The organism is Streptomyces sp. R-74717 (assembly GCF_047305335.1).
GTDB lineage: Bacteria > Actinomycetota > Actinomycetes > Streptomycetales > Streptomycetaceae > Streptomyces > Streptomyces atratus.
Map to the genome: position 1 here is coordinate 4,635,953 of NZ_CP102361.1, position 23,381 is coordinate 4,659,333.

At 70.5% G+C, this 23,381-nt stretch carries 29 protein-coding genes; 10 read left to right on the forward strand and 19 right to left on the reverse strand.

Translation table 11 applies throughout. The features are described 5' to 3' along the window. Positions 1-13: 13 nt before the first annotated feature. Positions 14-694 (reverse strand): TetR/AcrR family transcriptional regulator, encoded by a 681-nt coding sequence (locus tag NRF20_RS21140; RefSeq protein WP_398630059.1) that lies wholly within the window; start codon positions 692-694, stop codon positions 14-16. 98 nt (positions 695-792) lie between these two features. On the opposite strand from NRF20_RS21140, the gene NRF20_RS21145 reads away from it, so the two are divergent. Next, on the forward strand, positions 793-990 hold the full coding sequence (locus tag NRF20_RS21145; protein WP_413753088.1) for a hypothetical protein: 198 nt from the start codon (positions 793-795) through the stop codon (positions 988-990). A gap of 8 nt (positions 991-998) precedes the next feature. Here the strand turns inward: NRF20_RS21145 and NRF20_RS21150 are convergent, their stop codons facing one another. From NRF20_RS21150 to NRF20_RS21160, 3 genes are all read right to left on the reverse strand, one after another. After that, the gene (locus NRF20_RS21150) at positions 999-2,249 is read right to left on the reverse strand and encodes a GNAT family N-acetyltransferase (protein ID WP_398630057.1); all 1,251 of its coding nucleotides are present in this window, start codon (positions 2,247-2,249) and stop codon (positions 999-1,001) included. A gap of 64 nt (positions 2,250-2,313) precedes the next feature. Continuing rightward, on the reverse strand, positions 2,314-3,297 hold the full coding sequence (locus NRF20_RS21155) for an asparaginase (RefSeq protein ID WP_398630056.1): 984 nt from the start codon (positions 3,295-3,297) through the stop codon (positions 2,314-2,316). A gap of 45 nt (positions 3,298-3,342) precedes the next feature. Further along, the gene (locus tag NRF20_RS21160) at positions 3,343-3,945 is read right to left on the reverse strand and encodes an ABC transporter substrate-binding protein (protein ID WP_398630055.1); all 603 of its coding nucleotides are present in this window, start codon (positions 3,943-3,945) and stop codon (positions 3,343-3,345) included. 117 nt (positions 3,946-4,062) lie between these two features. Between NRF20_RS21160 and dtd the strand changes: the two genes are divergently transcribed. Continuing rightward, a complete protein-coding gene (dtd, locus tag NRF20_RS21165; protein WP_266359344.1) occupies positions 4,063-4,512 on the forward strand; it encodes a D-aminoacyl-tRNA deacylase in 450 nt (149 codons plus the stop codon). Between the two features lie 79 nt (positions 4,513-4,591). Here the strand turns inward: dtd and NRF20_RS21170 are convergent, their stop codons facing one another. From NRF20_RS21170 to NRF20_RS21195, 6 genes are all read right to left on the reverse strand, one after another. Beyond that, the gene (locus tag NRF20_RS21170; RefSeq protein WP_398630054.1) at positions 4,592-5,557 is read right to left on the reverse strand and encodes a YgfZ/GcvT domain-containing protein; all 966 of its coding nucleotides are present in this window, start codon (positions 5,555-5,557) and stop codon (positions 4,592-4,594) included. Between the two features lie 273 nt (positions 5,558-5,830). Beyond that, entirely contained in the window at positions 5,831-6,301 is a 471-nt protein-coding gene (locus tag NRF20_RS21175) for a Fur family transcriptional regulator (protein ID WP_189279682.1), read from the reverse strand. Between the two features lie 70 nt (positions 6,302-6,371). Beyond that, the gene (locus tag NRF20_RS21180) at positions 6,372-6,944 is read right to left on the reverse strand and encodes an FABP family protein (RefSeq protein ID WP_114245760.1); all 573 of its coding nucleotides are present in this window, start codon (positions 6,942-6,944) and stop codon (positions 6,372-6,374) included. 334 nt (positions 6,945-7,278) lie between these two features. After that, entirely contained in the window at positions 7,279-8,145 is an 867-nt protein-coding gene (locus NRF20_RS21185; protein ID WP_413753089.1) for a hypothetical protein, read from the reverse strand. Continuing rightward, on the reverse strand, positions 8,142-8,978 hold the full coding sequence (locus NRF20_RS21190) for a hypothetical protein (protein ID WP_398630052.1): 837 nt from the start codon (positions 8,976-8,978) through the stop codon (positions 8,142-8,144). Before NRF20_RS21190 ends, NRF20_RS21185 begins: the two co-directional genes overlap by 4 nt. Further along, a complete protein-coding gene (locus NRF20_RS21195; RefSeq protein WP_413753090.1) occupies positions 8,975-9,835 on the reverse strand; it encodes a hypothetical protein in 861 nt (286 codons plus the stop codon). Before NRF20_RS21195 ends, NRF20_RS21190 begins: the two co-directional genes overlap by 4 nt. Positions 9,836-10,043: 208 nt before the next feature. On the opposite strand from NRF20_RS21195, the gene NRF20_RS21200 reads away from it, so the two are divergent. Next, on the forward strand, positions 10,044-10,406 hold the full coding sequence (locus NRF20_RS21200; RefSeq protein ID WP_329836972.1) for a DsrE family protein: 363 nt from the start codon (positions 10,044-10,046) through the stop codon (positions 10,404-10,406). A gap of 19 nt (positions 10,407-10,425) precedes the next feature. On the opposite strand, the gene NRF20_RS21205 is transcribed toward NRF20_RS21200, so the two are convergent. The 8 genes from NRF20_RS21205 to NRF20_RS21240 form a co-directional block, all read right to left on the reverse strand. Continuing rightward, the gene (locus tag NRF20_RS21205) at positions 10,426-10,683 is read right to left on the reverse strand and encodes a DUF3099 domain-containing protein (RefSeq protein WP_266359352.1); all 258 of its coding nucleotides are present in this window, start codon (positions 10,681-10,683) and stop codon (positions 10,426-10,428) included. Between the two features lie 191 nt (positions 10,684-10,874). Then, entirely contained in the window at positions 10,875-11,162 is a 288-nt protein-coding gene (locus tag NRF20_RS21210; RefSeq protein ID WP_018490348.1) for a DUF1416 domain-containing protein, read from the reverse strand. Between the two features lie 51 nt (positions 11,163-11,213). Further along, positions 11,214-12,059 carry a sulfurtransferase gene (locus NRF20_RS21215; RefSeq protein ID WP_398630050.1) on the reverse strand — a complete coding sequence of 282 codons (846 nt, stop codon included), beginning with the start codon at positions 12,057-12,059 and terminating at the stop codon, positions 11,214-11,216. 160 nt (positions 12,060-12,219) lie between these two features. Continuing rightward, positions 12,220-12,327 carry a putative leader peptide gene (locus tag NRF20_RS21220; RefSeq protein WP_350983699.1) on the reverse strand — a complete coding sequence of 36 codons (108 nt, stop codon included), beginning with the start codon at positions 12,325-12,327 and terminating at the stop codon, positions 12,220-12,222. A 209-nt stretch (positions 12,328-12,536) separates the two neighbouring features. Further along, a complete protein-coding gene (locus tag NRF20_RS21225) occupies positions 12,537-13,226 on the reverse strand; it encodes a DUF2993 domain-containing protein (RefSeq protein ID WP_413753091.1) in 690 nt (229 codons plus the stop codon). 134 nt (positions 13,227-13,360) lie between these two features. Next, the gene (locus NRF20_RS21230; protein ID WP_413753092.1) at positions 13,361-14,842 is read right to left on the reverse strand and encodes a hypothetical protein; all 1,482 of its coding nucleotides are present in this window, start codon (positions 14,840-14,842) and stop codon (positions 13,361-13,363) included. 10 nt (positions 14,843-14,852) lie between these two features. Further along, the gene (locus NRF20_RS21235; RefSeq protein ID WP_093899708.1) at positions 14,853-15,107 is read right to left on the reverse strand and encodes a MoaD/ThiS family protein; all 255 of its coding nucleotides are present in this window, start codon (positions 15,105-15,107) and stop codon (positions 14,853-14,855) included. Between the two features lie 41 nt (positions 15,108-15,148). After that, positions 15,149-16,033, reverse strand: coding sequence for an alpha/beta hydrolase (locus NRF20_RS21240; protein ID WP_266359360.1), 885 nt, complete (start codon positions 16,031-16,033; stop codon positions 15,149-15,151). 313 nt (positions 16,034-16,346) lie between these two features. Between NRF20_RS21240 and NRF20_RS21245 the strand changes: the two genes are divergently transcribed. The 6 genes from NRF20_RS21245 to NRF20_RS21270 all read left to right on the forward strand — a co-directional run bounded on the left by NRF20_RS21245 (position 16,347) and on the right by NRF20_RS21270 (position 21,897). Then, positions 16,347-17,138 carry a response regulator transcription factor gene (locus tag NRF20_RS21245; protein WP_398630046.1) on the forward strand — a complete coding sequence of 264 codons (792 nt, stop codon included), beginning with the start codon at positions 16,347-16,349 and terminating at the stop codon, positions 17,136-17,138. 24 nt (positions 17,139-17,162) lie between these two features. After that, positions 17,163-18,206, forward strand: coding sequence for a LacI family DNA-binding transcriptional regulator (locus NRF20_RS21250; protein WP_266359364.1), 1,044 nt, complete (start codon positions 17,163-17,165; stop codon positions 18,204-18,206). A gap of 157 nt (positions 18,207-18,363) precedes the next feature. After that, positions 18,364-19,488 carry a S1C family serine protease gene (locus tag NRF20_RS21255; RefSeq protein WP_266359366.1) on the forward strand — a complete coding sequence of 375 codons (1,125 nt, stop codon included), beginning with the start codon at positions 18,364-18,366 and terminating at the stop codon, positions 19,486-19,488. A gap of 10 nt (positions 19,489-19,498) precedes the next feature. After that, positions 19,499-19,687: a hypothetical protein gene (locus NRF20_RS21260; protein ID WP_398630045.1), complete on the forward strand. Its 189-nt coding sequence runs from the start codon at positions 19,499-19,501 to the stop codon at positions 19,685-19,687. 60 nt (positions 19,688-19,747) lie between these two features. Next, the gene (locus tag NRF20_RS21265; protein WP_093899714.1) at positions 19,748-20,479 is read left to right on the forward strand and encodes a response regulator transcription factor; all 732 of its coding nucleotides are present in this window, start codon (positions 19,748-19,750) and stop codon (positions 20,477-20,479) included. Next, entirely contained in the window at positions 20,476-21,897 is a 1,422-nt protein-coding gene (locus NRF20_RS21270) for a sensor histidine kinase (RefSeq protein ID WP_398630044.1), read from the forward strand. The genes NRF20_RS21265 and NRF20_RS21270 overlap by 4 nt, the downstream gene beginning before the upstream one ends. An 11-nt stretch (positions 21,898-21,908) precedes the next feature. Here NRF20_RS21270 and NRF20_RS21275 read toward each other — a convergent pair whose 3' ends face one another. Further along, complete coding sequence (locus NRF20_RS21275) at positions 21,909-22,802, reverse strand: phosphatidylinositol-specific phospholipase C (protein WP_413753093.1); 894 nt, start codon at positions 22,800-22,802, stop codon at positions 21,909-21,911. Between the two features lie 129 nt (positions 22,803-22,931). Here NRF20_RS21275 and NRF20_RS21280 point away from each other — a divergent pair, with 129 nt between their 5' ends. Beyond that, positions 22,932-23,342, forward strand: a complete 411-nt coding sequence (locus tag NRF20_RS21280; RefSeq protein WP_398630042.1) for an HIT family protein — start codon at positions 22,932-22,934, stop codon at positions 23,340-23,342. The last annotated feature ends 39 nt before the right edge of the window (positions 23,343-23,381 follow it).

Genomic DNA, 23,381 nt, shown 5'->3' on the forward strand with positions numbered 1-23,381 from the left:
CCGCTGCCGCCCGTTACTCCCCACCGAGCCCCGACCGCAGCTGTGCGAAGGCGAGTTCGGCGGCCTCGACCGCACCGCCGTACGCCTGGTCCGCGCTCTCCCCCGCGTCGATCCGCCGCCAGTTCTCCAGGCCCAGGATGCGCTGCACGGCGATGATCTGGCCCGCGGCCAGCCTGTCCCGTACCCGGTCGCCCAGCGCACGGGCGAGCGCCGCCTCCGAGCGGCCCTGGTAGGCGTACATGCGGGCCACCAGGGACGGCGTCCCGTACAGCAGCCGCATGAACGCCAGCACCTGAGGCGCATCGCAGAGCCCGGTCACCGGGTCGCGCCGCTCCAGGCCGTCCAGGAAGTGGCGGCGCAGGGCGTCCAGGGGGGACTCGGTGTCCGCGCGGGCTGCGACGACACGGGCCGCCTCGTCCTCATGGTCGGCGAACCGGTGCAGGGCCAGGTCCTCCTTGGTCGGGAAGTACCGGAACAGCGTCGGCTTGGAGATGTCCGCGGCGGCCGCCACCTCCGCCACCGAGACCTTGTCGAAGCCCCGCTCCAGGAACATCGCGATCGCGGCATCGGAGACCGCCTGGTACGTCAGCTGCTTCTTCCGCTCACGCAGGCTCATCGGCGCATGGGCCGCAGGGGCTGCGGGGGCCGTATGCACCGCATCCCCGGGCCAGGGTTTCTCTCCGCTCATGACCATGAAGCGTACGCCTTGACCTCAACCGGACTTGACGTCCGAGGGTGGTCGGACGGGCGTCGGACGAGCCGGCCGCCGACAGCCGGAAGGGTGTGGTCCAGATGCGTGCGGAGCTGGGCGGTCCGCAGGTGCCGGTGGCGGCGGAGCTGCCCGAACCGGTGGCGGGTCCGGGTGAGGTCGTGATCGAGGTGAGCCACGTTGACATCGGCTTCGTGGAGACCCGGATCCGTTCGGGTGTGTTCAGGGAGTACTTCCCGGTCCGCCGCAGCAAAGGTAGTTGGATCCGGACAGCTGTTTGACGACAGCCCTAGAACACATCCGGGCACCAGGCCCGCCGCGCCGCCCGGAACATCCCCTCCGCCAGTGCCACCGCACCCGGCGTGAGTTCCTCGATGCGGCCCAGGGCCGCCAGTCGGGCCGGGGACTCGTCACCCAGGTAGAGCGTCCCCAACTCCCTTACGTCCAGGGCGAGGTCGGCGGCGGCCGTGGTGGGGGTGCAGCTGGCGCCGGACGGGGAGGCGTCGAGGCGGTAGCGGCCGGTGGTCAGGCCCGTGGCGTCGTGGATGTCCAGGGTCAGTGCGCCGGGTACCGCGTAGGTGCGGGCCTCCAGGGCGCGTACGACGTCCAGGACCCGTATCCACAGCCAGTCCGCCTGGGTCACGATGCGGGCCGCGCGCGGGTCCGGGAGGAGAAGTGGCAGCAGGTCGTCGGGGGCGCGGTGGCCGGTGCGGACCGTGGTGATCCAGTCGATCGAGCAGACGAAGTGCCACAGCGCACGCTCCGCGGCCGGGGTGACGGCGATCTGCTCAAGCACCGTGGCCCGGTTCAGCGGCTGCTTGGCGTCGCTCCAGTTGTCGTCGGCACGGTAGATGATCAGGCCGTCGGGCTCGCCGTCCGCGTTGCGGTAGACCGCGTAGAAGGGTTCCGTCCAGGTCTCGGGGCCGGGCCGGTTCTCGCCGGCGGTCAGCTCCCACCAGCGTGCGACGCGGCTGACCGCGCCGTGCTGCCGGGCGCGCAGCCGGTCGTGGAGGGCCGGGCCCAGTTTGCGTACGTCCGCGCCGCTCACCAGGTCGATCCGGCCGCCGTCCTGCGCGCGGGGGCCCGACCAGCGCGGGTCGAGGCCGGCCCTCGGTACGTCGATCTCCCACTCGGTGGTCCACGCCGCCGGGCCGAAGCCGTACCGCCCGTAGATCGGGTACTCGGCGGCGATCAGCGTGGCGACCACGTCGCCGCGCTCCTTCGCCGCCGCCAGGTCCGTGGCCATCATCCGGCTGAGCAGCCCGCGACGGCGGTGCGTGGGCGACACCGTGACGTTGGAGACCGCATCGGCCGACACCGTGGCGCCGCCGACGACCGTGAGCTCCTGCGCGAACGAACGGAACGTGGCCACGCACCGCCCGCCGTCGAACGCACCCTGCGTACGGGCCAGGTCGGTGTGCGGGAGGCGGCTGGCGACCTCGTGTTCCGTCACCGTCGGCGGGCGCAGAAAGCCGGTGTTCAGGGCCTGCAGCCAGCCGGGGAACTCGGATTCGGCGATCGTGCGGACGTCAAGGCGCATGCACCCCACGCTAGATACCGGCTCACCGAATGTCGCCCGGTTTTTCCGCCGACGGGGAATCCGGTCAGAACGCTGCCCGGATCTCGCCGACCTCGCCGCCGCCGCCCAGCAGAGGCGTGCGTCCGATCCGGGAGACCACCGGGGCGTCGATGCCGAGCAGGCGCAGCGACTGCGCCAGCACCGGGCCGAGGGCCCGCGTCGCACCGTCGTCGATCTTGAAGGCCAGTGCCCGGCCGTCCGCCAGCGCCACCGCCTGCACCGCCTCCGCGCCCATCTTGGAGAGCGTGCCCGGCACTTCCCGCATCAGCCAGGTGTCGGGGCGGCGCGTTCCGGCCACGTACTCGGGGTGGGCCCGCATCGCGTCCCCGACCCGGCGCTCCGCCGACCCCGGCTCCGCCAGCACGAACGAACGGAAGGCCCGCGCCAGACCCACCAGGCTGATCGCCATCAGCGGAGCCCCGCACCCGTCCGTACCGACCGCCGCGACCGGCTCTCCGGCAGCCTCCTCGACCACCTGGTGGACCAGCTGCTGGAGCGGGTGCGACGGGTCGAGGTACGAGGCCCGGTCCCAGCCGTTCACCGCGCACACCGCGAGCATCGCCGCGTGCTTGCCGGAGCAGTTCATGGTGATCCGGTCCCGGACGTGGCCCGCGGCGAGATACGCCTCCGCCTCCGCCGGATCCAGCGGCAGATCGGGCGGGGTCTGCAGATCGCCGGGTGTCAGTCCGTGCTCGGCGAGCATCGTGCGCACGAGTTCGAGGTGGAAGTCCTCGCCCGAGTGGCTCGCGGCGGCCAGTGCCAGCCGCTCCCCGGACAGATCGAGCCCGGCCCGCAGCACCGCCGCGGCCTGCATCGGCTTGTTGGAGGAGCGCGGGAAGACCGGTGCCGCCGGGTCTCCCAGAACCCGCTCCACGCTGCCGTCGGCGGCGAGTACGACCAGCGAGCCCCGGTGCCGGCCCTCCACGAAGCCGGACCGTACGACCTCGGCCAGGACGGGGTGGGCGGGGGATATGGCGGAGGGAGCAGCGGGGGCGGCGCTGGAGGTCATGGTGGCCTTCCGGGGGCGGGCGGACCCGCCCCCGGAAGAGTCGCTTCAGGCGAGCAGGTCGTCTACTTGTGCTTCCCCATCACGGTACCTGCGGGCGATCTCCGCACTGCAATCGTCAGCGGTCCGTTGCAGCTGGTGACGGCGCCGGGAGACCTGCTGTTCGTAGCGGACCAGGCGCCCCATCGCGGCGTGCAGCTCTTCGTCCGTACGGGCGTCGAGGTCGGAGAGTTCGACCTCGGCGAGCGTCTCGGCCGCCAGTCGGCGGTACTCGTCGCTGCGCGGTGTGGTGAGCGTGACATGCCGGGCCGAGGAGCGGTGCTGGGACGGGGTGTCGGCGAGGATCTCCGAGAGCCGGTCCACCACGGGTGCCTCCGGATCCATCCTTCGGGCCAGCTCGGCCCGCAGGATGTCGATCCGCCCCTGGACCAGCCGCCGCACATAGCTGAGGTCGGCCTCGTCGCGCTGCGATTCGCGGCGCAGGGTGCGCAGCTCCGGCAGTCGCAGGCCGTCCAGCTCGGGCTGCGGTCCCGCGGACGGGCCGTCCACGAGACCGTGACCGGTTCGCTGCACGGGTGGGCGCATGGTGCTGGTACTGGTGCGCGTGCCCGGCACGGCACCGGGGGACTGCCCGGTTCCATAGGTACTCATGCTGTTGTCCATCCCCTCGACCGGTGCGTCGGCACACCGCCTTCCGAGCATGGTGCCACTCCCGTGGGGCCTGTGTGGATGCTCTGTACCCGTTCAGCCCAAGATAGGTTGGTCTGTATGCGTGCAGTGGTACAGAGGGTGGACGGTGCGAGCGTCACGGTGTCCGACGGCGCGGGCGCGTCGGGCGGGCCCGAGGTGGTCGGCGAAATCGTCGGCGAGGGACTGTGTGTGCTGGTGGGAGTCACCCACGGGGACACCGCGGAGAAGGCGGCGCAGCTCGCCCGCAAGCTCTGGTCGGTCCGCATCCTGGAGGGCGAGAAGTCCTGCTCCGACGTGAATGCACCGCTTCTGGTGATTTCGCAGTTCACTCTCTACGGGGACGCCCGGAAGGGGCGCAGGCCCACCTGGAACGCCGCGGCGCCCGGCGAGATCGCCGAACCGCTGGTCGACGAGGTGGTGGCACAGCTGCGGGCGCTGGGGGCGCAGGTGGAGACGGGCCGGTTCGGGGCGGACATGCGGGTCTCGCTCACGAACCATGGCCCGTTCACCGTCATCATCGAGGTCTGAGCCGGGTCGGGTCCGAGTCAGGTCTGAGCCAGGTCGACCAGTCGGTGCAGACGGTCGCGCGTAGAGAATCTACGCACAGCTACGGCTCCACGACCGTCTCCTGGGCTGCGGCCGTGTCCCCCGCGAGCAGCTCCGCGTCCACCGCGACGTTCCGCTTGACCAGGGCCAGCGCGATCGGTCCCAGCTCGTGGTGGCGGGCGGACGTGGTGATGAAGCCCAGCTGACGGCCCTCGGCGCCGTCCGCGGCGAGCCGTACCGGTGTGCCGTGCCCGGGCAGGACGACCTCGCTGCCGTCGAGGTGCAGGAAGACCAGCCGCCGCGGCGGCTTGCCCAGGTTCTGCACCCGGGCCACGGTCTCCTGACCGCGGTAGCAGCCCTTCTGGAGGTGGACGGCGGTGCCGATCCAGCCCAGCTCGTGCGGGATGGTGCGGTGGTCGGTCTCGAAGCCGAGGCGCGGTCGGTGCGCCTCGACGCGCAGCGCCTCGTACGCCAGGATGCCGGCCACGGGGCCGTGCCCGGCCACGTACTTCTCCAGGTCGGCGCGGGGCAGGAACAGATCCCGGCCGTACGCCGTCTCCCGTACCGTCACGCCGTCCGGGACCTCCGCGATCGAGCCGGCCGGCAGGTACACCACGGCGAAGTCCTCGGTGCGGTCGGCGACTTCGACCCGGTAGAAGAACTTCATGGATTCCAGATAGGCGACGAGGTCGCCCTGCGTGCCCGGTTCGGCATGCATCCACACGGTCTCGCCGTCGTCGACGAGATAGAGGGCGTGCTCGATGTGCCCGTTCGCGGTGAGGATCAGGGCCTCGGTGGCCTCTCCCGGGGCGAGTTCGCTGACATGCTGGGTGAGCAGGAGATGCAGCCAGGCCAGCCGGTCGCTGCCGGTGACGGTGACGACGGCGCGGTGCGAGAGGTCGACGAGGCCGGAGCCGTCGGCGAGGGCGCGCTGCTCGCGGAACAGGTCACCGTAGTGCGCGGCGACGCCTTCGTCGCGGCCTTCGGCGGGGACGGCGCCGGGCAGGGACAGCAGGGGGCTCTTCATGCGACCAGCGTACGACGCGATTTAGGGCCGGCCTCCGGCTGCCGGTCGGACCAGGGCCCGTCCGGCGGATCAGGGTCGGGCAGGGCGCGGCGTATGGTGCGGTGCATCGCAAGGCGCCGGAGCGTCCTAGCGGCGCCGGAGCGTCCTGAGGTGGGGTCTCCCCTGCTCGAACGGAGTTGAGAGCTTGGGGAAGGAGCTATTCGGTCGTTTCGGCAACGCCGCGAGGTGCCGTGCCGGACGTCGCGCCCCCGGCCATGATCCGCCGGACAGGCCCTAAGGCTTGGGGTCGGCCGCGTCGGCCGTCCGGGCCGCACCCTCGGACGCCGCCTTCGCCGTGCAGTCGGCGCAGCGGCCGAAGATCGCGAAGTGCTTCATGTCCGTCTCGAAACCGAAGGTGCCCTGCAGCTTCGCGGTGAACTCGGCGACGACATCGACATCGGCCTCGATGACGTTCGTACAGTCGCGGCAGACCAGATGGATGTGGTGGTGGCGGTCGGCCAGATGGTACGTCGGTGCCCCGTGGCCCAGATGGGCGTGGCTGACCAGCTCCAGCTCCTCCAGGAGCTCGAGCGTCCGGTAGACGGTGGAGATGTTCACGCCGGACGCGGTCCTGCGCACCTCGGAGAGGATGTCGTCGGGCGTCGCGTGTTCCAGCGTGTCGACGGCTTCCAGGACAAGCTGCCGCTGCGGCGTCAGACGATAGCCGCGCTGCCGGAGATCGGTCTTCCAGTCGGTGCTCACCACAGGCCCAGTGTAGGACCGGGTGAGCACCTGTCCGCAGCGTCGTACGGGGGAAACCCGTGAACGGGCCGGACTACTTGAAGAAGGCGATGCCGTCGTCCGGCAGGTCGCCGAGGCTCTTCGCCATCGCCTCCACCTCTTCCGGGGTGACGGTCTTCTTCAGATGCGCCGACATGTACGGGCGCAGCTCCACCTCGGGGGTGGCCTTCTCACCGACCCACATCAGGTCACTCTTCACATAGCCGTAGAGACGCTTGCCACCGCTGTACGGGCCGGAGGCCGCGGTCCGGGCCACCGCGTCGGTGACCAGGTCGATCTGCGGCTTCTTGTCGGCCAGCTCGCCGTACCAGATCTCGATGACGCCCTGGTCGCGGACCATGACGACCTCGACCTTGCGGTCCTTGTCGATGCGCCAGTAGCCGGACTCGGACTCCAGCGGCTTGACCTTCTTGCCCTCGGAGTCGAGCACCCAGGTGTGCGAGACGTACTCCAGGAAGTCCCGGCCGTCGTGGCTGAAGGAGACTTCCTGGCCGAAGTTGCACTGCTCGGCGCCGGGGAAGTCGGAGACACCGGCGCCCGCCCAGTTGCCGAGGAGGAAGGCCAGCGGGACGAGGTCCGGGTGGAGGTCGGACGGGATCTCGATCATGAGCGGCTCAGACGATCTGTGAGGTGGGGGAGGGTGACTGCGGACGTGACACATCGGGCATGAGTGTCACGTTCGCGACGGGGGGGTACCCGCGCGGACGGAGGCGAGGGCAGCCAGGGTCAGCGCTGGCCCTGGTACAGCTTCTTCACGGTCACGCCGGCGAAGGCGATAACGCCGACGCAGACCAGGACCAGCAGGGCGGAGAAGAATGCCTCAAGCACGGGAGCTCCTTGGAACGAGCGATATGGCAGCAATACGGGGCCGGGCCCCAGCCTAATGGGTTGGGGCCCGGCCCGTCGGTTCGGGGTTTGCCCGGGGATCGCCGAGGGGCAGGTCAGCCCAGCAGCTGGTTCTGCAGGATCAGCGTCTGGTGGAACGGAACGCTCTCCGTACCCCCCTTGCCCTCGCGGGACTGGACGACGAGAGCGAGCGTGTCGCCGGCGACCAGGTAACCCTGGCGGACCTGCGCCTCGCCGTACGGCTTCGCCTCGTCGTACGCGTACGACGCGGTGCGCTCCACCTTGCCCGCGCCGTTCCAGCCTTCGTCGAGGACCATCCCGGACGTCTCGGACGTCCCGACGAGCGGCACCCCGGAGGGGGTGTCCTGGACGATCGCGTCCCTGAAGTACTGCGCGAAGGCCGTCGAATTGAACTGCACGAGATAAATCCGGGACGACGTGCCGTCGGGCATCGTCCAGCCGCGGGCGACGACGTGCCGCGGAGCAGAGTCCTTCAGGATGTGTGTGATGTCGGAGCGCTTGCCCTTCACGTACTCGGAGAGGTACTGCTCCATGCTCACCCAGCCGCCATCGAGCTTCTTGTCCACGGTTGCTCCGGCCGGGGCGGGCAGCAGCAGATGCCGCAGGTCGGCGTGGTGGATCTCGGCGACATTGCCGTCGCTGTACGGGCGGGGCGAGCCGGCCGGGAGCGCGGGCAGGCTGAGCTCGGGATAGTCCCAGCGGCCGTCGCTCTCGGTCGCCAGACCGGGCACGTCGGTGCGCTCCATCGAGGTGATACCGAAGGCCGTACCGGCGCCGAGGCCGCCGAGAACCAGGGCCGCGACAGTCCACCGGGCGACGGCCCGCAGGACGCGCCTGGGCTGCTTGGGCACCGGCGGCGGGGCCGACGGAGGCTCGGGCGCCTGCGGTACGGGGGTGGCCTCGGAGGGCGCGGCGGGCGTTTCCGCCGTCTGCTCGGTCATACGTACTCCCCCGGAGACGTGATGTGGTTGAGCTGGTCCTTCAGCAATTCGGCGACGGCCGCCCGGTCGAAGGGCACGGTGCCGGATGCCGAGACACTGATGCTCAGCTCGCCGTCGTACGCCATGCACTCCATGGACACGATGGAGTCCTCGCCGCCTTCACTGTCCTTGCGCAGGAGGAAGCACTTGGCGTTCCTCGTGTGCCCTTGGATCTTCGGCCCCTGGCGGAAGATGCCGATGGTCTCGAAGAGGTCCGACCTGACGTTGTAGAGGTTCCGGACCGCCTTCTTGTCCTTCATCCGCATGATCTGTGTTTCCACCAGCAGGTCGTTGCCGTCCGATACATAGGAACGGACGGCCGTGCCCTCGATACGGAGCTCGTCGATCCGCTTCTCGTAGTCCCGGCGTTCCTTGCCCGCGAGACCGCGGGCGCTCTCCTTCACCGCGGCTGCCGCCTTGCTGCCGCTCTGCTCACCGTCGTTGCCCATCTCTCCGATGTCGGGGCCGAGCCGGTAGCCGATCGGGACCGGCAGCAGCAACTTGCTGAGCTCGGTGGAGGCCCTGCCCCGGGCCACGTCACCGGCCGGGTCCTTGCCCGGCTTGCGCTCGGGCTCCTGCCAGAGGACGGTCCTGACGCTGTGGTCCGCGCTGTCCACCGTGCTGCTGGTGTACGCGGCCGCACCTCCGACCGCGGCGATCACCAGCACGACGGGGAGCGCTGTGCGGATCACCCGGCGTGCCCGGCCGGGGGCGGCCGGGGGAAGCGGGGCCGCGGGCCCGGGAGCGTCGGCGCTCTCGTCGGGCGTCGTCACCTGCGTGGTCACGTCGTTCACAGGCGCTCCAGCTGTCGCTCGGCCAGCGTCCGGATGTCCTTCTTGCTGATCGGTACGGTGTCGTAGATGTTGATGTCGGCCATGATGTCGCCGCGGTACACGATGGCCCTGGCCCGATAGGTCGGCAGATAGCCCGGTTTCCGCTCGACCTCGTAGAGGTAGTAGCGGCCGTTGCCGCTTCCCTTGAGCGGATCGCCGTCGTTACCCGCACCGAACTCGGTGCCGGGCATGTACGAACGCTGGCCCTGGGCCAAGGCCTGGGCTTCCTGCACGACGCCCGAGCGGAACTGCACGAGATAGGTCTCGGCGGTGCGGTACTGCCCGCGCTTCCAGGCAGCGCCCGCGATCCGGCGCATGCCGGACTCCAGGAAGTACTCGTACTGGGGGCCCTTGTCCCTGAAGGCGCGGGAGGCGTACTCGTCCACGCCCAGCCAGCCGTCGCGGAAGACCAGCGCCGCCTTGTCGTCGCTCCAGCCCGCGGGCCTGTCGGCGAGCAGCTTGCGCAGGTCGCCGTCCGTCCTGACCCGACGGTCCTGGGACGCGGGCAGCGGGTCGGGGACCTTGTCCGCGGGCAGCGCCTTCGCCGGGTACGCCAGATCGGGCTGCGACAGGGCGGGCAGCGGGGTCGGGGCGCGTCCGGCCTGCACGTCGTAGCCCACGGCGGTGCCGCCTGCGATGCCGAGCACCGCGGCAGCGGCGATCAGCAGCACCGTACGCCCGCGCGGGCGCTTCACGACGGGCGCGGCGACCGGTGCGGCCCCCGGCTCGGCCACGGGCGCCGACTCGGGAACGGGCTGGGGCTGAGGCTCGGGCTCGGGTCCGGCCTCGAGCACCGACTCCGGCTCCGGCACCGGCACCGGTGTCTCTCCTGCCGGCGACGGCTCTACGGCACCGGCCGGTATCTCCTTCGGGGCGAGCAGCCCGGCCTGCCCGTCAGAAATAGTGTCTTTCGGTTCCAATTGGGGTCCCCCCACGAGACCAGAGGCGCTGATTCCGATATCAGCGCACACACCTGACTGCCACCGAGGGGATGAGGTTGCCCACCCGACGATTACAGTTCGGCATATGCCGAAGAAGCTCGTGATCAAGGTGACCGCCGGTGCCGACTCAGCCGAGCGCTGCTCGCAGGCGTTCACGGTGGCCGCGGTCGCCGTCGCCAGCGGCGTGGAGGTCTCGCTCTGGCTGACCGGTGAATCCTCATGGTTTGCTCTGCCGGGGCGCGCCGCGGAGTTCGAACTGCCGCATGCCGCGCCGCTGCCGGATCTGATCGAGTCGATCCAGGCGGGCGGGCAGATCACCCTGTGTACGCAGTGCGCGGCCCGTCGCGACATCACCGAGCAGGACGTCCTGGAGGGCGTACGGATCGCGGGCGCCCAGGTCTTCGTCAGCGAGATCATGGCCGACGACGTCCAGGCCCTCGTCTACTGACGCACCCGCGCCGTACCCGCTACCGCCGCTTCTTGCCGTCGAGCTCGTCCCACCACTCGTCGGACTGCGGGTCGCCCGACGGATCGTCCCACCAGCGGTCCTCCGGGCCCCGGCGGTTGGCGACCATGGCCGCGACGGGCGGGATCACCATGGCGACGACGCACATCGCTATCGCGGCGGGCATCGACCACAGCCTGACAAAGGACCAGGCCGACACGAAGAGGACGATGCAGGCGCCCATCATGAGGAAATAGCCGCGACGGCGTCGGGCGTACATAACTCAAGCGTAGGCCCGCTTCCGCCCACGCGAACGGCGCGAAGGGCCGTACCCCGCTTCAGAAGGCGTCCAACCCCCGGGGTACGGCCCTTCGGCCGGTAAGGCGTCGCGGGAGCTCCGGGCCGGCCCGACGGACACAGTCCGGCGCTGCGGCTCGAAGCCCGCGAAGCGGCACGGGGCCGCGTTCGGAACTAGACGGCGATCGCGACCTCGGAGAGGCCACCGGTCTGCGCCACGACCGTGCGGTCGGCGCTGCCGCCCGGGACGAGGGCGCGCAGCGTCCACGTGCCCTCGGCCGCGTAGAAGCGGAACTGTCCGGTCGCCGAGGTCGGGACCTCCGCGGTGAACTCGCCGGTCGAGTCCAGCAGGCGCACGTAACCGGTGACGGGCTCGCCGTCGCGGGTCACGCTGCCCTGGATGGTGGTCTCACCGGGCTTGATGGTCGAAGCGTCGGGGCCGCCGGCCTTTGCTCCACACATGGTGTTCTGTCCTTCTGGATCGGGGGTCGTGCTGGTCCGGGTCGTGCGGAGTTACTTGTTGGCGCCGAGCTCGATCGGCACACCCACGAGGGAGCCGTACTCGGTCCACGAACCGTCGTAGTTCTTGACGTTCTCCTGGCCGAGCAGCTCGTGCAGCACGAACCAGGTGAGCGCGGAGCGCTCGCCGATACGGCAGTACGCGATGGTGTCCTTCGCCAGGTCGACCTGCTCGTCCTCGTAGAGGGCCTTGAGCTCGTCGTCCGACTTGAAGGTGCCGTCGTCGTTGGCGTTCTTCGACCACGGGATGTTGCGGGCGCTCGGCACGTGGCCGGGGCGCTGGGACTGCTCCTGCGGGAGGTGCGCCGGGGCGAGCAGCTTGCCGCTGAACTCGTCGGGCGAACGCACGTCGACCAGGTTCTGGCTGCCGATCGCCTTCACGATGTCGTCGCGGTAGGCGCGGATCGACTCGTTCTGCGGCTGCGCCTTGTACTCGGTGGCCGGGCGCGACGGGATCTGGTCGCCGTCGACCAGGTCGCGGGAATCGAGCTCCCACTTCTTGCGGCCGCCGTCGAGCAGGCGGACGTCCTGGTGGCCGTAGAGCTTGAAGTACCAGAACGCGTAGGAGGCGAACCAGTTGTTGTTGCCGCCGTAGAGGACGACAGTGGTGTCGTTGCCGATGCCCTTCTCGGACAGCAGTTTCTCGAAGCCGGCCTGGTCGATGAAGTCGCGGCGGACCGGGTCCTGGAGGTCCTTGGTCCAGTCGATCCGGATCGCGTTCTTGATGTGGTTCTTCTCGTACGCCGAGGTGTCCTCGTCGACCTCGACAAGAGCGATCTTCGGGTCGTCGAGGTGGGCCTCGACCCAGTCGGCGTCTACCAGGACGTCACTGCGGCTCATTCTGTTCTCCTCCGGGGCAGTTTGCGGCGAGATGGTGCGAGGCGGTGCGTGATGCGCGGATGTACGGCGGCACAGGGTGCGGCACACGTGCACAGGCGATCGGGATGGGCCCTGACATCGGTCGAAGGGCCGGGGAATGCGGGGTGCCGAAGGCTCCCGCTCAGACAGTGCGACAGAGCATGGCGGCGACGCGGCACAGGTCCACTGCCCGCCGCTTCGTGAGATCCGCCCGTCCCCGCTGTGGGAGACCGCCAATAGAGCACTGCATGGGACCGATCGTAGGGAGGTGCGGGCGGGCATGTCACCGCCGTGTCGCATCCTGAGACACGATCGTCCGTTAAGTGAGACACGGACGGTGTTACGGCTTCCCCCGTGCCGGTCCCTCACCGTCGGCGCGCGTCGGCATCTGCGGATCGGACGCAGTCGTCTCAACATGTGGCGCACAGGGTCGTCGAAGCCCCCATGTGCCGGTCGGTCCTACCCGGCGAGCTGTACGTCCGTGCCCGTCACCGAGATCTCCAGGCCGTCGGCGGTCGGCTGGATCCTCTGCAGCTTCAGACCGCTGGGCAGACCGCCGACCTCCCGCTCGAAGTCGGTCTTCTCGCGCACCAGACCCTCCAGCCCCGGGATGCCCTCGCCCGGCACCTTGTCCGCGTGCACCTTGATCGTGTGGCCGTCGACCAGGGTGACGGTGGAGAGCACACTGCGCGAGAGCGGGCTGCCGAGGATGTCGACCGTGCCGGTCACCTTCACCTTGCCGTTGCCGCCGTACTCGACGACGACGCCGTCGCTGGCGGCCTTGGTCAGGTCCTCGTACGAGATGACGGCGGTGCCGGTGGCACGGGCGGCGGTGGCGCTGGAGTAGCCGTCGGCGAGCTTCACCTCGTGCAGCGCGGCGTTCATCCGGCTGATCCGGATCCTGCGGCCGTTGGCGTCGGTCTCGATGCCGGTGATCTTGACGTCGACCTCGTCGAGCCGGCCTCCGGCGACCTGCGTCAGGAACGGGAATCCCTTGATGGAGACGTCGGTCGAGCCGATCGTGGCGCCGGTGACCTGGACCCGCCCCTCGACCTCCGACTCGGCGAAGTACACCGCCACCCGGTCGACGGCGACGAAGATCCCGCCCAGAACCACCACTATGACCAGCAGTATTCGCAGTGCACGCATGCCCGCTCTTCCCCCACCCTGCATCCGGCCGGACCCCTGGCGCCCATGCGTCCACTGTGGATGCACAGCGCGCCCGGGGTGATCGACGAGCGTGCACCCCCCTTCGGTTCCCCGGGGGGCGATACCGTTCCGCGCTACGAGATCGCGCGGCCGATCAGATAGACGGCGGGGGCCGCGGCGGTGAGCGGCAGTGCCACACCGGCCGTCATGTGGACGAACCGTGACGGGTAGTCGTAGCTCGCCACCCGCAGCCCGATCAGTGCGCAACCGCCCGCCGCGAGGCCGAGCAGCGCACCCTTCGTACCGAATTCGGTGAACGCCCCCGCCCCCGCGCCGGCGCCCGTGGCAGCGAGCAGCGCCACCACGACCGAGGCAGGTCCGGGCAGCGGCAGCGCGCGGACGAGCACGGCGACCGCGACGGCCACCCCGCCCACCGTCACCGCGTCCGGGACCGCCGCGAGATGTCCTGCGGCCAGGACGGACAGGGCGGCCGACGCGACGGTGGCCATCAGCCCTTGCATCCGCTCGTCGGCGCTCGCGTGGCTGCGCAGCTGGAGGACCACGGTGAGCAGCACCCAGATGCCGAGGGTGCCGAGGATGGCGGCCGGTCCGTTCTCGCGGCCCGCGGCGAGCAGTGCGATGTCGGCGACGAAGCCACCGGCGAACGCGAGCGCGATGCCCTGCCGGGCCGGCCACATGCCGTTGAGCCGGAACCAGCCGGCCGCGGTCACGGCCTGGAGCAGCACCAGGGGTACGACCAGGGCGTACGGCCCGATCGCGGCGCCGAGGGCGAGCAGTAGTCCGATTGCCGCGGTGATCCCGGCGGGCTGCATACCCGGCGCGATGATCGGCGAACGGCCCTCGGCGCGGGCGCGCTGGGCATCGGTGATGCGGCTGTTGCCCAGGGTGGTGGGCTCGCTGTAACCGGCGGCGTCGTGCGCGGATGCGGTGGCGGCCGGAGCCGCGTCGGCGGGTGCGGCCGCCCGGACCGGCTCGGCGGCGACGGGTGCGAGCGGGGCCTCGGGAGGCAGCGGGTAGGAGCCGGAGGCGCCCTGCGGCTGCGGATGCGGCGGCAGATAACCGGTCTCGGCCGTGGCCGGAACGGGCTGCTGCACGGGCTGGGCGGGCTGAGCAGGCCGGATGGCCGGCTGGTACTGGGTGTCCCAGGTCTGGCCCTCCCAGGTCTGGGTGACACCGGGATCCTGCGGGCCGTGTCCAGCAGGCCCGGCGGGCTCCTGCATGTGCCCGGCCGGCCACGCGGGCCCGGGGTTCGCCCGGGGTGACCGGTTCGGGTCGTACGGGCCGTGCGCCTGTTGCGGTGCTCCGTACGGGGCCTGCTGACCGTACGACTGCGCGCCGTAGGACTCGCCGCCGTGCGGCTGCCGGCCGTAGGACTGGTCGCCGTAGGGCTGATCCGCGTACGACTGATTTCCGTACGCCTGATTTCCGTACGGCTGCGCGCCGGAGGACTGGTCGCCGTACGACTGCTCCCCGTACGGCTGCGAGGGCTGCTGCTGTGCGTAACGCTGCGCAGGCTGCGGCTCCTGGCCGTTCAGCGGGTCGTACCCGTAGCCCGGGTCCTGTCCGTACGGATGCTGCTGATCGTTGCTGCTCATGTTCTGCGGTTCACCCTCCTGCGAACGGCGGGAGCACCTCGACCGTGCCGCCCTCGGCAAGGCGTACGGTCTCATGACTGCGGGTCCCCACGGGGGCACCGTCGATGAGGAACGAGCACCTTTGCAGCACTCGGGTGAGCTCACCGGGGTGCCGCTCACGCACCGCGTCGAGCGCCTCGGCGAGGGTCGCGGCTGTGTACGGCTCCTCCGCGGTCCCGGCGGCGGCCTTGGCGGCGGCCCAGTAGCGGATCGTTCCCGCAGGCATGGCGGCGTTCCTCTCGTCTCGCATCAGCTGTCCATCATGAATCACCGCGCCACCGCCCAGTCGCCGATGCGGGTGAGCAAGCTCTCGTCGGCGGCGTTCTCGGCATGACCCATGCCGCGCTCCAGCCACAGCTCGGCGCCGTCGCCGGCCGCGTCCGCCAGCATCCTCGGGTGGTCCAGCGGGAAGTACGGGTCCTGGTCGCCGTGCACGATCAGCAGCGGGGCCGGGGCGATCAGCCCGGCCGCCTCGACCGGCGGGAGCGGCACCGGATCCCAGTCGTTCCGGTCGATCCGGGTGCGGAACCCGTAGCGGCCGACCACCCGGCCGGCCGGCCGGGTGACCACCCAGTGCAGGCGGCGCATCGGAGCCGTGCCCCGGTAGTACCAGCGGGCAGGGGCGCTCACGGCCACCACCGCATCCGCGTGCGCCTCGATGCGCCCCTCGCGCTCCGTAACGCCACCGGCTTCCGCGCCGGCCGTTGATCCTCCCGTATACAGCGCCCCGTGCCGCAGCACCACGGAACCGCCCATCGAGAACCCGACGGTCACGATCCGCCGGTGTCCGAGCGCCCGCGCCCACTCCACCGCAGCCGCCAGATCCAGCACCTCGCGGTCGCCCACCGTCGACCGCCCGCCGGACCCTCCGTGCCCCCGGAAGGAGAACGTGATCACGGCCGCGCGCCGGGCGAACACCCCCGCGGCACGCCGTACCGCGGGCCGGTCCACCGATCCGGTGAAACCGTGCGCGACCACGATCGCAGTACTGTCGAAGGATGTTTCCGCAGCAGCCCCGGCATCTGCCGTACACGGCTCGTACACCGCCTCGATACGGACCCCGTCATCGGTCCGCAATGTGGTGCGCAGTGGACCCGGCGTGATCAAGGGAACAGAAGAACTCGGAAATCGCCCCTCGGACACTGAACTCATGTGGGCTATTCTGCTGGGAAGAGGATCCGGGCAAAGCAGCCCCCGGGTCCTTTTGTGCTTTTCAAGCGTTGTTACGGAGACGTTTCCACAAGCTCAGCGGTCCCAGGGCGCGGGACCGCACCCGTAAAACCGTATGACGAATGTCGTACGGCAAGCAGTGCGAAAGCCAGCACGAAACGTACGAAGAAGTGCCGCATACTCCCCCGGGCCCGAGCCCGGGAGTGCCCCTCTCGCAGGGAACGAGGAGGACCGACGTAATGGGCGAGCGAACCGTGCACGATCATCGACCGACGACCCAGGCAGGTGGGCGGCGATGAGTTCACTGCTGCTCCTGACGAATGCCCTTCAACCGTCGACGGAGGTGCTTCCGGCCCTCGGTCTCCTGCTGCACAGCGTGCGGGTGGCGCCGGCCGAAGGCCCCGCTCTCGTCGACACCCCCGGTGCCGACGTCATCCTGATCGACGGCCGCCGCGATCTGCCGCAGGTGCGGTCGCTGTGCCAGCTGCTGCGGTCCACCGGTCCGGGCTGTCCGCTGATCCTCGTCGTGACGGAGGGCGGTCTCGCGGCCGTCACCGCCGACTGGGGCATCGACGACGTACTGCTGGACACGGCGGGACCGGCCGAGGTCGAGGCCCGGCTGCGGCTGGCCACCGGCCGGCAGCAGATCAGCGCCGACGACTCCCCGATGGAGATCCGCAACGGCGATCTGTCGGTCGACGAGGCGACGTACAGCGCGAAGCTCAAGGGCCGGGTCCTGGACCTGACCTTCAAAGAATTCGAACTGCTCAAATATCTGGCACAGCACCCGGGCCGGGTCTTCACCCGCGCCCAGCTGCTCCAGGAGGTCTGGGGCTACGACTACTTCGGCGGTACTCGGACGGTCGACGTCCATGTGCGGCGACTGCGCGCCAAGCTCGGTCCCGAACACGAGTCGCTGATCGGTACGGTCCGCAACGTCGGCTACCGCTTCGTCGCACCGGAGAAGGTGGAGCGTGCCGCCGAGGAGGCCAAGGCGAAGGCGGCCGCCGAACCCGTGATCCGTACGGAGCAGTCGCGCGTGGCCGGGGTCGTCGAAGAAGCCCCGGTCCGGCCTGCCAACCGGTAGGTCCATCCGCGTAGACTGCCGCGCGTGGCCAAGGTGACGCGGGACGATGTGGCGAGACTGGCGGGTACGTCGACCGCGGTCGTCAGCTATGTCATCAACAACGGACCCAGGCCGGTCGCCCCGGCCACGCGCGAGCGGGTACTCGCCGCGATCAAGGAGCTGGGCTACCGGCCCGACCGGGTTGCCCAGGCCATGGCCTCGCGGCGGACCGACCTCATAGGGATGATCGTGCCCGACGCCCGGCAGCCGTTCTTCGCGGAGATGGCGCATGCGGTCGAACAGGCTGCCGCCGAGCGCGGAAAAATGGTGCTCGTCGGCAACTCCGACTACCGCGACGAGCGCGAGGTCCACTATCTGCGGGCCTTTCTCGGCATGCGGGTCTCCGGGCTGATCCTGGTCAGCCAGGGCCCCAGCGAGCGGGCGGCGGCCGAGATCGAGGCATGGGACGCGCGGGTCGTGCTGCTGCACGAGCGGCCCGAGGCGATCGATGACGTCGCGGTCGTCACGGACGACATCGGCGGCGCCCAGCTCGCCACCCGGCACCTGCTGGAACACGGCAACGAGTACGTGGCGTGCCTCGGCGGCATGGAGTCGACCCCGGCGGTCGGCGACCCGGTCGCCGACCACGTCGAGGGCTGGCGCCGTGCGATGCACGAGTCGGGGCGCTCGACGGAGGGCCGGCTCTTCCAGGCCCCGTACAACCGTTACGACGCCTATCAGGTGGCGCTGAAGCTGCTCGCGGGTCCGGACAGGCCGCCGGCGATCTTCTGCTCGACGGACGACCAGGCCATCGGTGTGCTGCGGGCCGCGCGCGAGCTGCGGATCGACGTGCCCGGGGATCTTGCGGTGGCGGGCTTCGACGACGTGAAGGAAGCCGGCCTGACCGATCCGCCGCTGACGACGGTCTTCTCGGACCGCCCGGCGATGGCACGGGCGGCCGTGGACCTGGTGCTCGACGACTCGTTGCGGGTGTCGGGGTCGCGACGGGAGCGGCTGAAGCAGTTCCCGTCGGCGCTGGTGGTGCGGCGGTCGTGCGGCTGCGGGGAGCCCACGGTCGGGGCGCGATAGGCCCGGCGGGCCGTAGCTGCGTACCTCTTGTCCCTACCGGGCCGTACCCCCGTACTTCCCGCGGGCCGCACTCCTTTACATGGGGCATACCAGGTTCTGCCGGGCTTCTCAGCGAGTGCTCAGGCTTCTCTCATCTTCGCCGGACACGCTCTTTGACATGACAGAGAGCCAGCGCCCGAGCGGCGAGTACCCGATGTACCCCTCGTACGGCAACGGTGACGCGTCCTACCCGCCGCCGCCGTCCCACCAGCCCGCGCAGCCGATCGCGACGGGCCCCGGAACCACCGTGTGGCCCGGCTGGGGCGGCGGCGCCGACGGGCACGGCGGAGGCGGGGACGGCGGTTACGGCTCCGACCTCCCGCAGCCCGCACCCGAGCCTGCCTCGTCCCGGCGCCGGGCCCGGCGGCCGGTGGCCCTCCTGGCGGCCGTGGCGATCGCGGCGGGGGTCGTCGGCGGCGGCACCGCCACCGTCATCGGCCAGCTCACCGGCAACGACACGAACAGCACGGCCAGCGGCGTCGTCCCCGGCACCACCGTCTCGCAGAGCAGCAAGGGCACCGTCGCCGGTGTCGCCCAGGCCGTCTCGCCGATGATCGTCGAGATCAACGCGACCTCGACCGCGGGCGAGTCCACCGGCTCCGGAGTGGTCATCACGTCCGACGGCGAGGTCGTCACCAACAACCACGTCATCTCCGGCGCCTCGTCGATCAAGGTGACGCTCAGCACCGGCAAGACCTACAACGCGGAGGTCGTCGGCACCGACGCCGACAAGGACCTCGCACTCATCAAGCTCCAGGGTGCGAGCGGGCTGAAGACGGCCACGCTGGGCGACTCCTCGGCGGTCTCAGTCGGCGACCAGGTCGTCGCGATCGGTTCGCCGGAGGGCCTCACCGGCACCGTCACCAGCGGCATCGTCTCCGCACTCGACCGCGATGTCACGGTCGCCAAGGACGACAGCAGCGGCCAGGGACAGGGCCGGCAGGGCGGCGGCGAGCAGTGGCCGTTCGAGTTCGGCGGCCGGCAGTTCAACGGCGACACCGGCAACTCCACCACCACGTACAAGGCCATCCAGACCGACGCCTCGCTCAACCCCGGCAACTCCGGTGGCGCGCTCATCAACATGAACGGCGAGATCATCGGCATCAACTCCGCGATGTACTCGGCGAGTTCGTCCGACGGATCCAGCAGCGCCGGCGCGGGCAGCGTGGGCCTCGGCTTCGCGATCCCGGTGAACACGCTCAAGGCCGACCTCGACACCCTGCGGGCCGGCAACAGCTCCTGAGGAGACAGTGATGCACCACCCGACCCACACCCCCACCGGCCCGGCCGACCTGGCCCTGCCCCTCGCCCTCGTGACGGAACTCGCCACGGAACCGGCCGCGGTACGGACCTCCGGGCCCCGACGCGCCCCGGAGGTCCGTACCGCCGCGGGCCGCAAGCGCCGGGCCGCGCGACGACCTGCTGCGGCCGTGCGAGGCTAAGAGCAGGGCAGGCCCCGCGGCCCGCCCCGGCAGCCCGGAACGAGAAGAGGACAACGAGCGATGAGCCCCGCCGAAGACGATCCGCAACGCATCCTGATCGTCGACGACGAGCCCGCCGTGCGTGAGGCCCTGCAGCGCAGTCTCGCGTTCGAGGGGTACGGCACCGAGGTCGCCGTCGACGGTCTCGACGCCCTCGCCAGGGCCGAGTCGTACGCCCCCGACCTCATCGTCCTCGACATCCAGATGCCGCGGATGGACGGACTGACGGCGGCCCGCAGGCTTCGCTCCGCAGGCACCACCACACCCATTCTGATGCTCACCGCCCGCGACACCGTCGGCGACCGGGTCACCGGTCTCGACGCGGGCGCCGACGACTACCTGGTCAAGCCGTTCGAACTGGACGAGCTCTTCGCCCGCATCCGGGCCCTGCTGCGCCGCAGCTCGTACGCGGCCGCGGCGGGCGGCGGCGTCCCCGACGACAATGTGCTGGACTTCGCCGATCTGCGGATGAACCTCGCCACCCGCGAGGTCACCCGGGGCACGCGCCGGGTCGAGCTGACCCGTACCGAGTTCACCCTGCTGGAGATGTTCCTGGCGCACCCTCGGCAGGTGCTGACCCGCGAGCAGATCCTCAAGGCGGTGTGGGGCTTCGACTTCGAACCGAGCTCCAACTCCCTGGACGTGTACGTGATGTACCTGCGCCGCAAGACGGAAGCGGGCGGCGAACCGCGGCTCGTGCACACGGTGCGGGGGGTCGGTTACGCGCTCCGCTCCGGCGGCGGTGACGGATGACCGAGACCCTGCACCGGCTCCGCGCCCTGCCGCTGCGGAGCCGACTCGCGCTGCTGGTGGCGACGGCGGTGGCGGTCGCGGTCGCGGCGGTGGCTGCGGCCTGCTGGGTCGTGACGAAGGCGCAGCTGGACCAGCAGATGGACAACTCGCTGCGCAGTTCCAAGGTCGACAGGGGCTACCTGGTAGACCTGTACTCCTACTGCCGGGGCACCAGCCCGGTGCCACCCCCGCAGTTCACCGGATACACCGTTCAGCTCGTCGACTCCCAGGGCACGGTGTGCATCGCCCGCAAGAAATCGGCGCTCCCCGTGAGCCCGGCCGACATCGCAGTGGCCGAAGGGCAGCAGGACTACGCCCTGCACTCGGCCAGGGACCAGGACGGGACGAAGATGCGGGTCTACACCTACCCGCTGGTGCAACTCACCCCCGCCCCCGGGGTGACGTCGGGCAACATCGCCGTGTCCATCGCCCGCCCGATGAGCGAGATCGACAAGCCGCTCTCCACCCTCGCCTGGGTCCTCCTGGCCGTCTCCGGCATCGGCGTCATCGGCGCCGGCGCGGCCGGTCTCTGGGTCGCCCGCACCGGTCTGCGCCCCGTCGACGAGCTCACCGAGGCGGTCGAGCATGTCGCCCGCACCGAGGACCTCACCGTCCGCATCCCGGTCGAGGGCGAGGACGAGATCGCCCGGCTGTCCCGCTCCTTCAACTCCATGACCACTTCACTCGCCAGCTCCCGCGACCGTCAGGCCCAGCTGATCGCGGATGCCGGCCACGAACTGCGGACACCGCTGACGTCCCTCCGTACCAACATCGAACTCCTTGCCCGCAGCGACGACACCGGCCGGGCCATCCCGCCGGACGACCGCAGGGCCCTGATGAAGTCGGTCAAGGCCCAGATGACCGAGCTGGCCTCGCTCATCGGCGATCTCCAGGAACTGGCCCGCCCCGACGCGGCGAACCCCGGCCCGCTCCAGGTCGTCGCTCTGCACGACATCGCGGACACGGCCCTGGAACGCGCCCGTCTGCGCGGCCCCGAGCTGACGATCAGGGCGGACCTGACGCCTTGGTACGTACGGGCCGAGCCGGCCGGCCTGGAGCGGGCGGTGGTCAACGTCCTGGACAACGCGGTCAAGTTCAGCCCGCCCCGCGGCACGATCGAGGTCGCACTGCGCGACGGCGAACTGACGGTACGGGACCACGGCCCCGGCATCCCCGCCGAGGAACTCCCCCACGTCTTCGAACGCTTCTGGCGTTCGCCGTCCGCCCGCCAGCTCCCCGGTTCGGGCCTGGGCCTGTCGATCGTCGCCCGCACGGTCCAGCAGTCGGGCGGCGAGGTCACCCTGCGCCCGGCGGACGGCGACGGCACGGTGGCTTCGATCAGGCTGCCGGGTGCGCCGCAGCCGCCGCCGGGGCTGTGAGCCGGGGGCGCTCAGGCCCCGGGGTTGTGCCGGATCAGCGATTCCACCAGGCCGGACCGGGTGGCGGGAAAGTCCAGCGGGACGATGCCGAGCCCGGTCCAGCCGGTCGCCTCGGAGCCGTCGAGGAACGACTGGACCTGGGGGTTGAGGCGGTCCGCGTTCCAGCGCGGGGGCATCAGGGCCGCGGTGCTGACGTAGTTCATGTACAGCTTCCCGGGCTGCTGGGCGGCCTTGCGGAACTGGGCCTCGATCTTGGGGTACTTGGCGAACGGCTCCGCCATGTAGTCGTCCTGGATGTCGAAGAGTGCGGAATCGGCGTAGCGGACACCGGGCAGCCCGCCGTTGTCGGCGAGCAGCACGACCTTGCCCCGTGCCTCGCCCAGCGAGGGCAGCACCGGGTCGATGCGGAACAGCGGCCGCCACCCCTTGCTGTCGAGATAGAGGTCGAAGATCCGCCGGAACTCGGCGTCGCTCTCCTCGGAGTACTCCTGCTTGACCCGCATCAGCACGGTCTCGGTGGGCCGCTCGGCCAGGAAGTCCCAGCAGGCGCCGAGCACATCGCCGAACATCAGGTTCTGGTACGAGGCACCGTGATGGATCGCGAAGGAGTCACCGGTCACCCGGCACCGTACGTCGAGGAAGCGCAGCCCGCTGTTCAGCTGCTCGGCGATCGTGGTGTTCTGGCACTCGGTCCAGGGGCCGCCGTAGCGGGCGCCGGAGTCGTGCGAGCCGGGGATCGTGAGGCGTTGCAGCGCGGTGGCGCCGGGGATGGCGCCCATCCAGTCCTGAGTGGTGAGGACTTGACGGGACCCGGCGGTGGCGGGGGCCGCGCCGACCAGGACGGTGGTGGCGGCGGCGAGGGCGCCGGTGAGGAAGTTGCGGCGGGTAGCGGTGTACGGGCTCATGCGGGAGTGCCTCCGTCTGCCATGGGGGGTCAGCCCTGGGATTATGACGGGTGCACGTCACTACTGGAACAGGGCGGCCGGGCTGGAAAGGTACGGCCTCGGAGGCGGACCGGTGCGATCATCGGCCGGATGAGAACCTGCGTCTTCTGCCAGATCGTGTCCGGCCGACTACCCTCCCACCGCGTCCTGGAGGACGATCACACCGTGGCGTTCCTCGACATCGCACCGGCCTCTGAGGGCCACACCCTGGTCGTCCCGCGCGAGCACGCCCGGGACATCTGGGAGATCTCCGAGGCCACGCACGGGCATGTCGCCCGCATGGTGCACCGAGTCGCCGCTCTGCTGAACACGGCCCTCGCCCCCGACGGCGTGAACATCGTCCATTCCACCGGCGAGGCCGCCTCGCAGGAGGTCTTCCACTTCCACGCCCATGTGGTGCCGCGCCGGCACGGCGACAACCTGCACCCGATGTGGAATTCCCGGCCGGCCCCCGGCCAGAATCTCGAACAGGTCCTGGCCCGGATCACCGCGGTTCGATGAGGCCACTCGCAGGCTGACGGAAACACAGTGGGGCGGTGG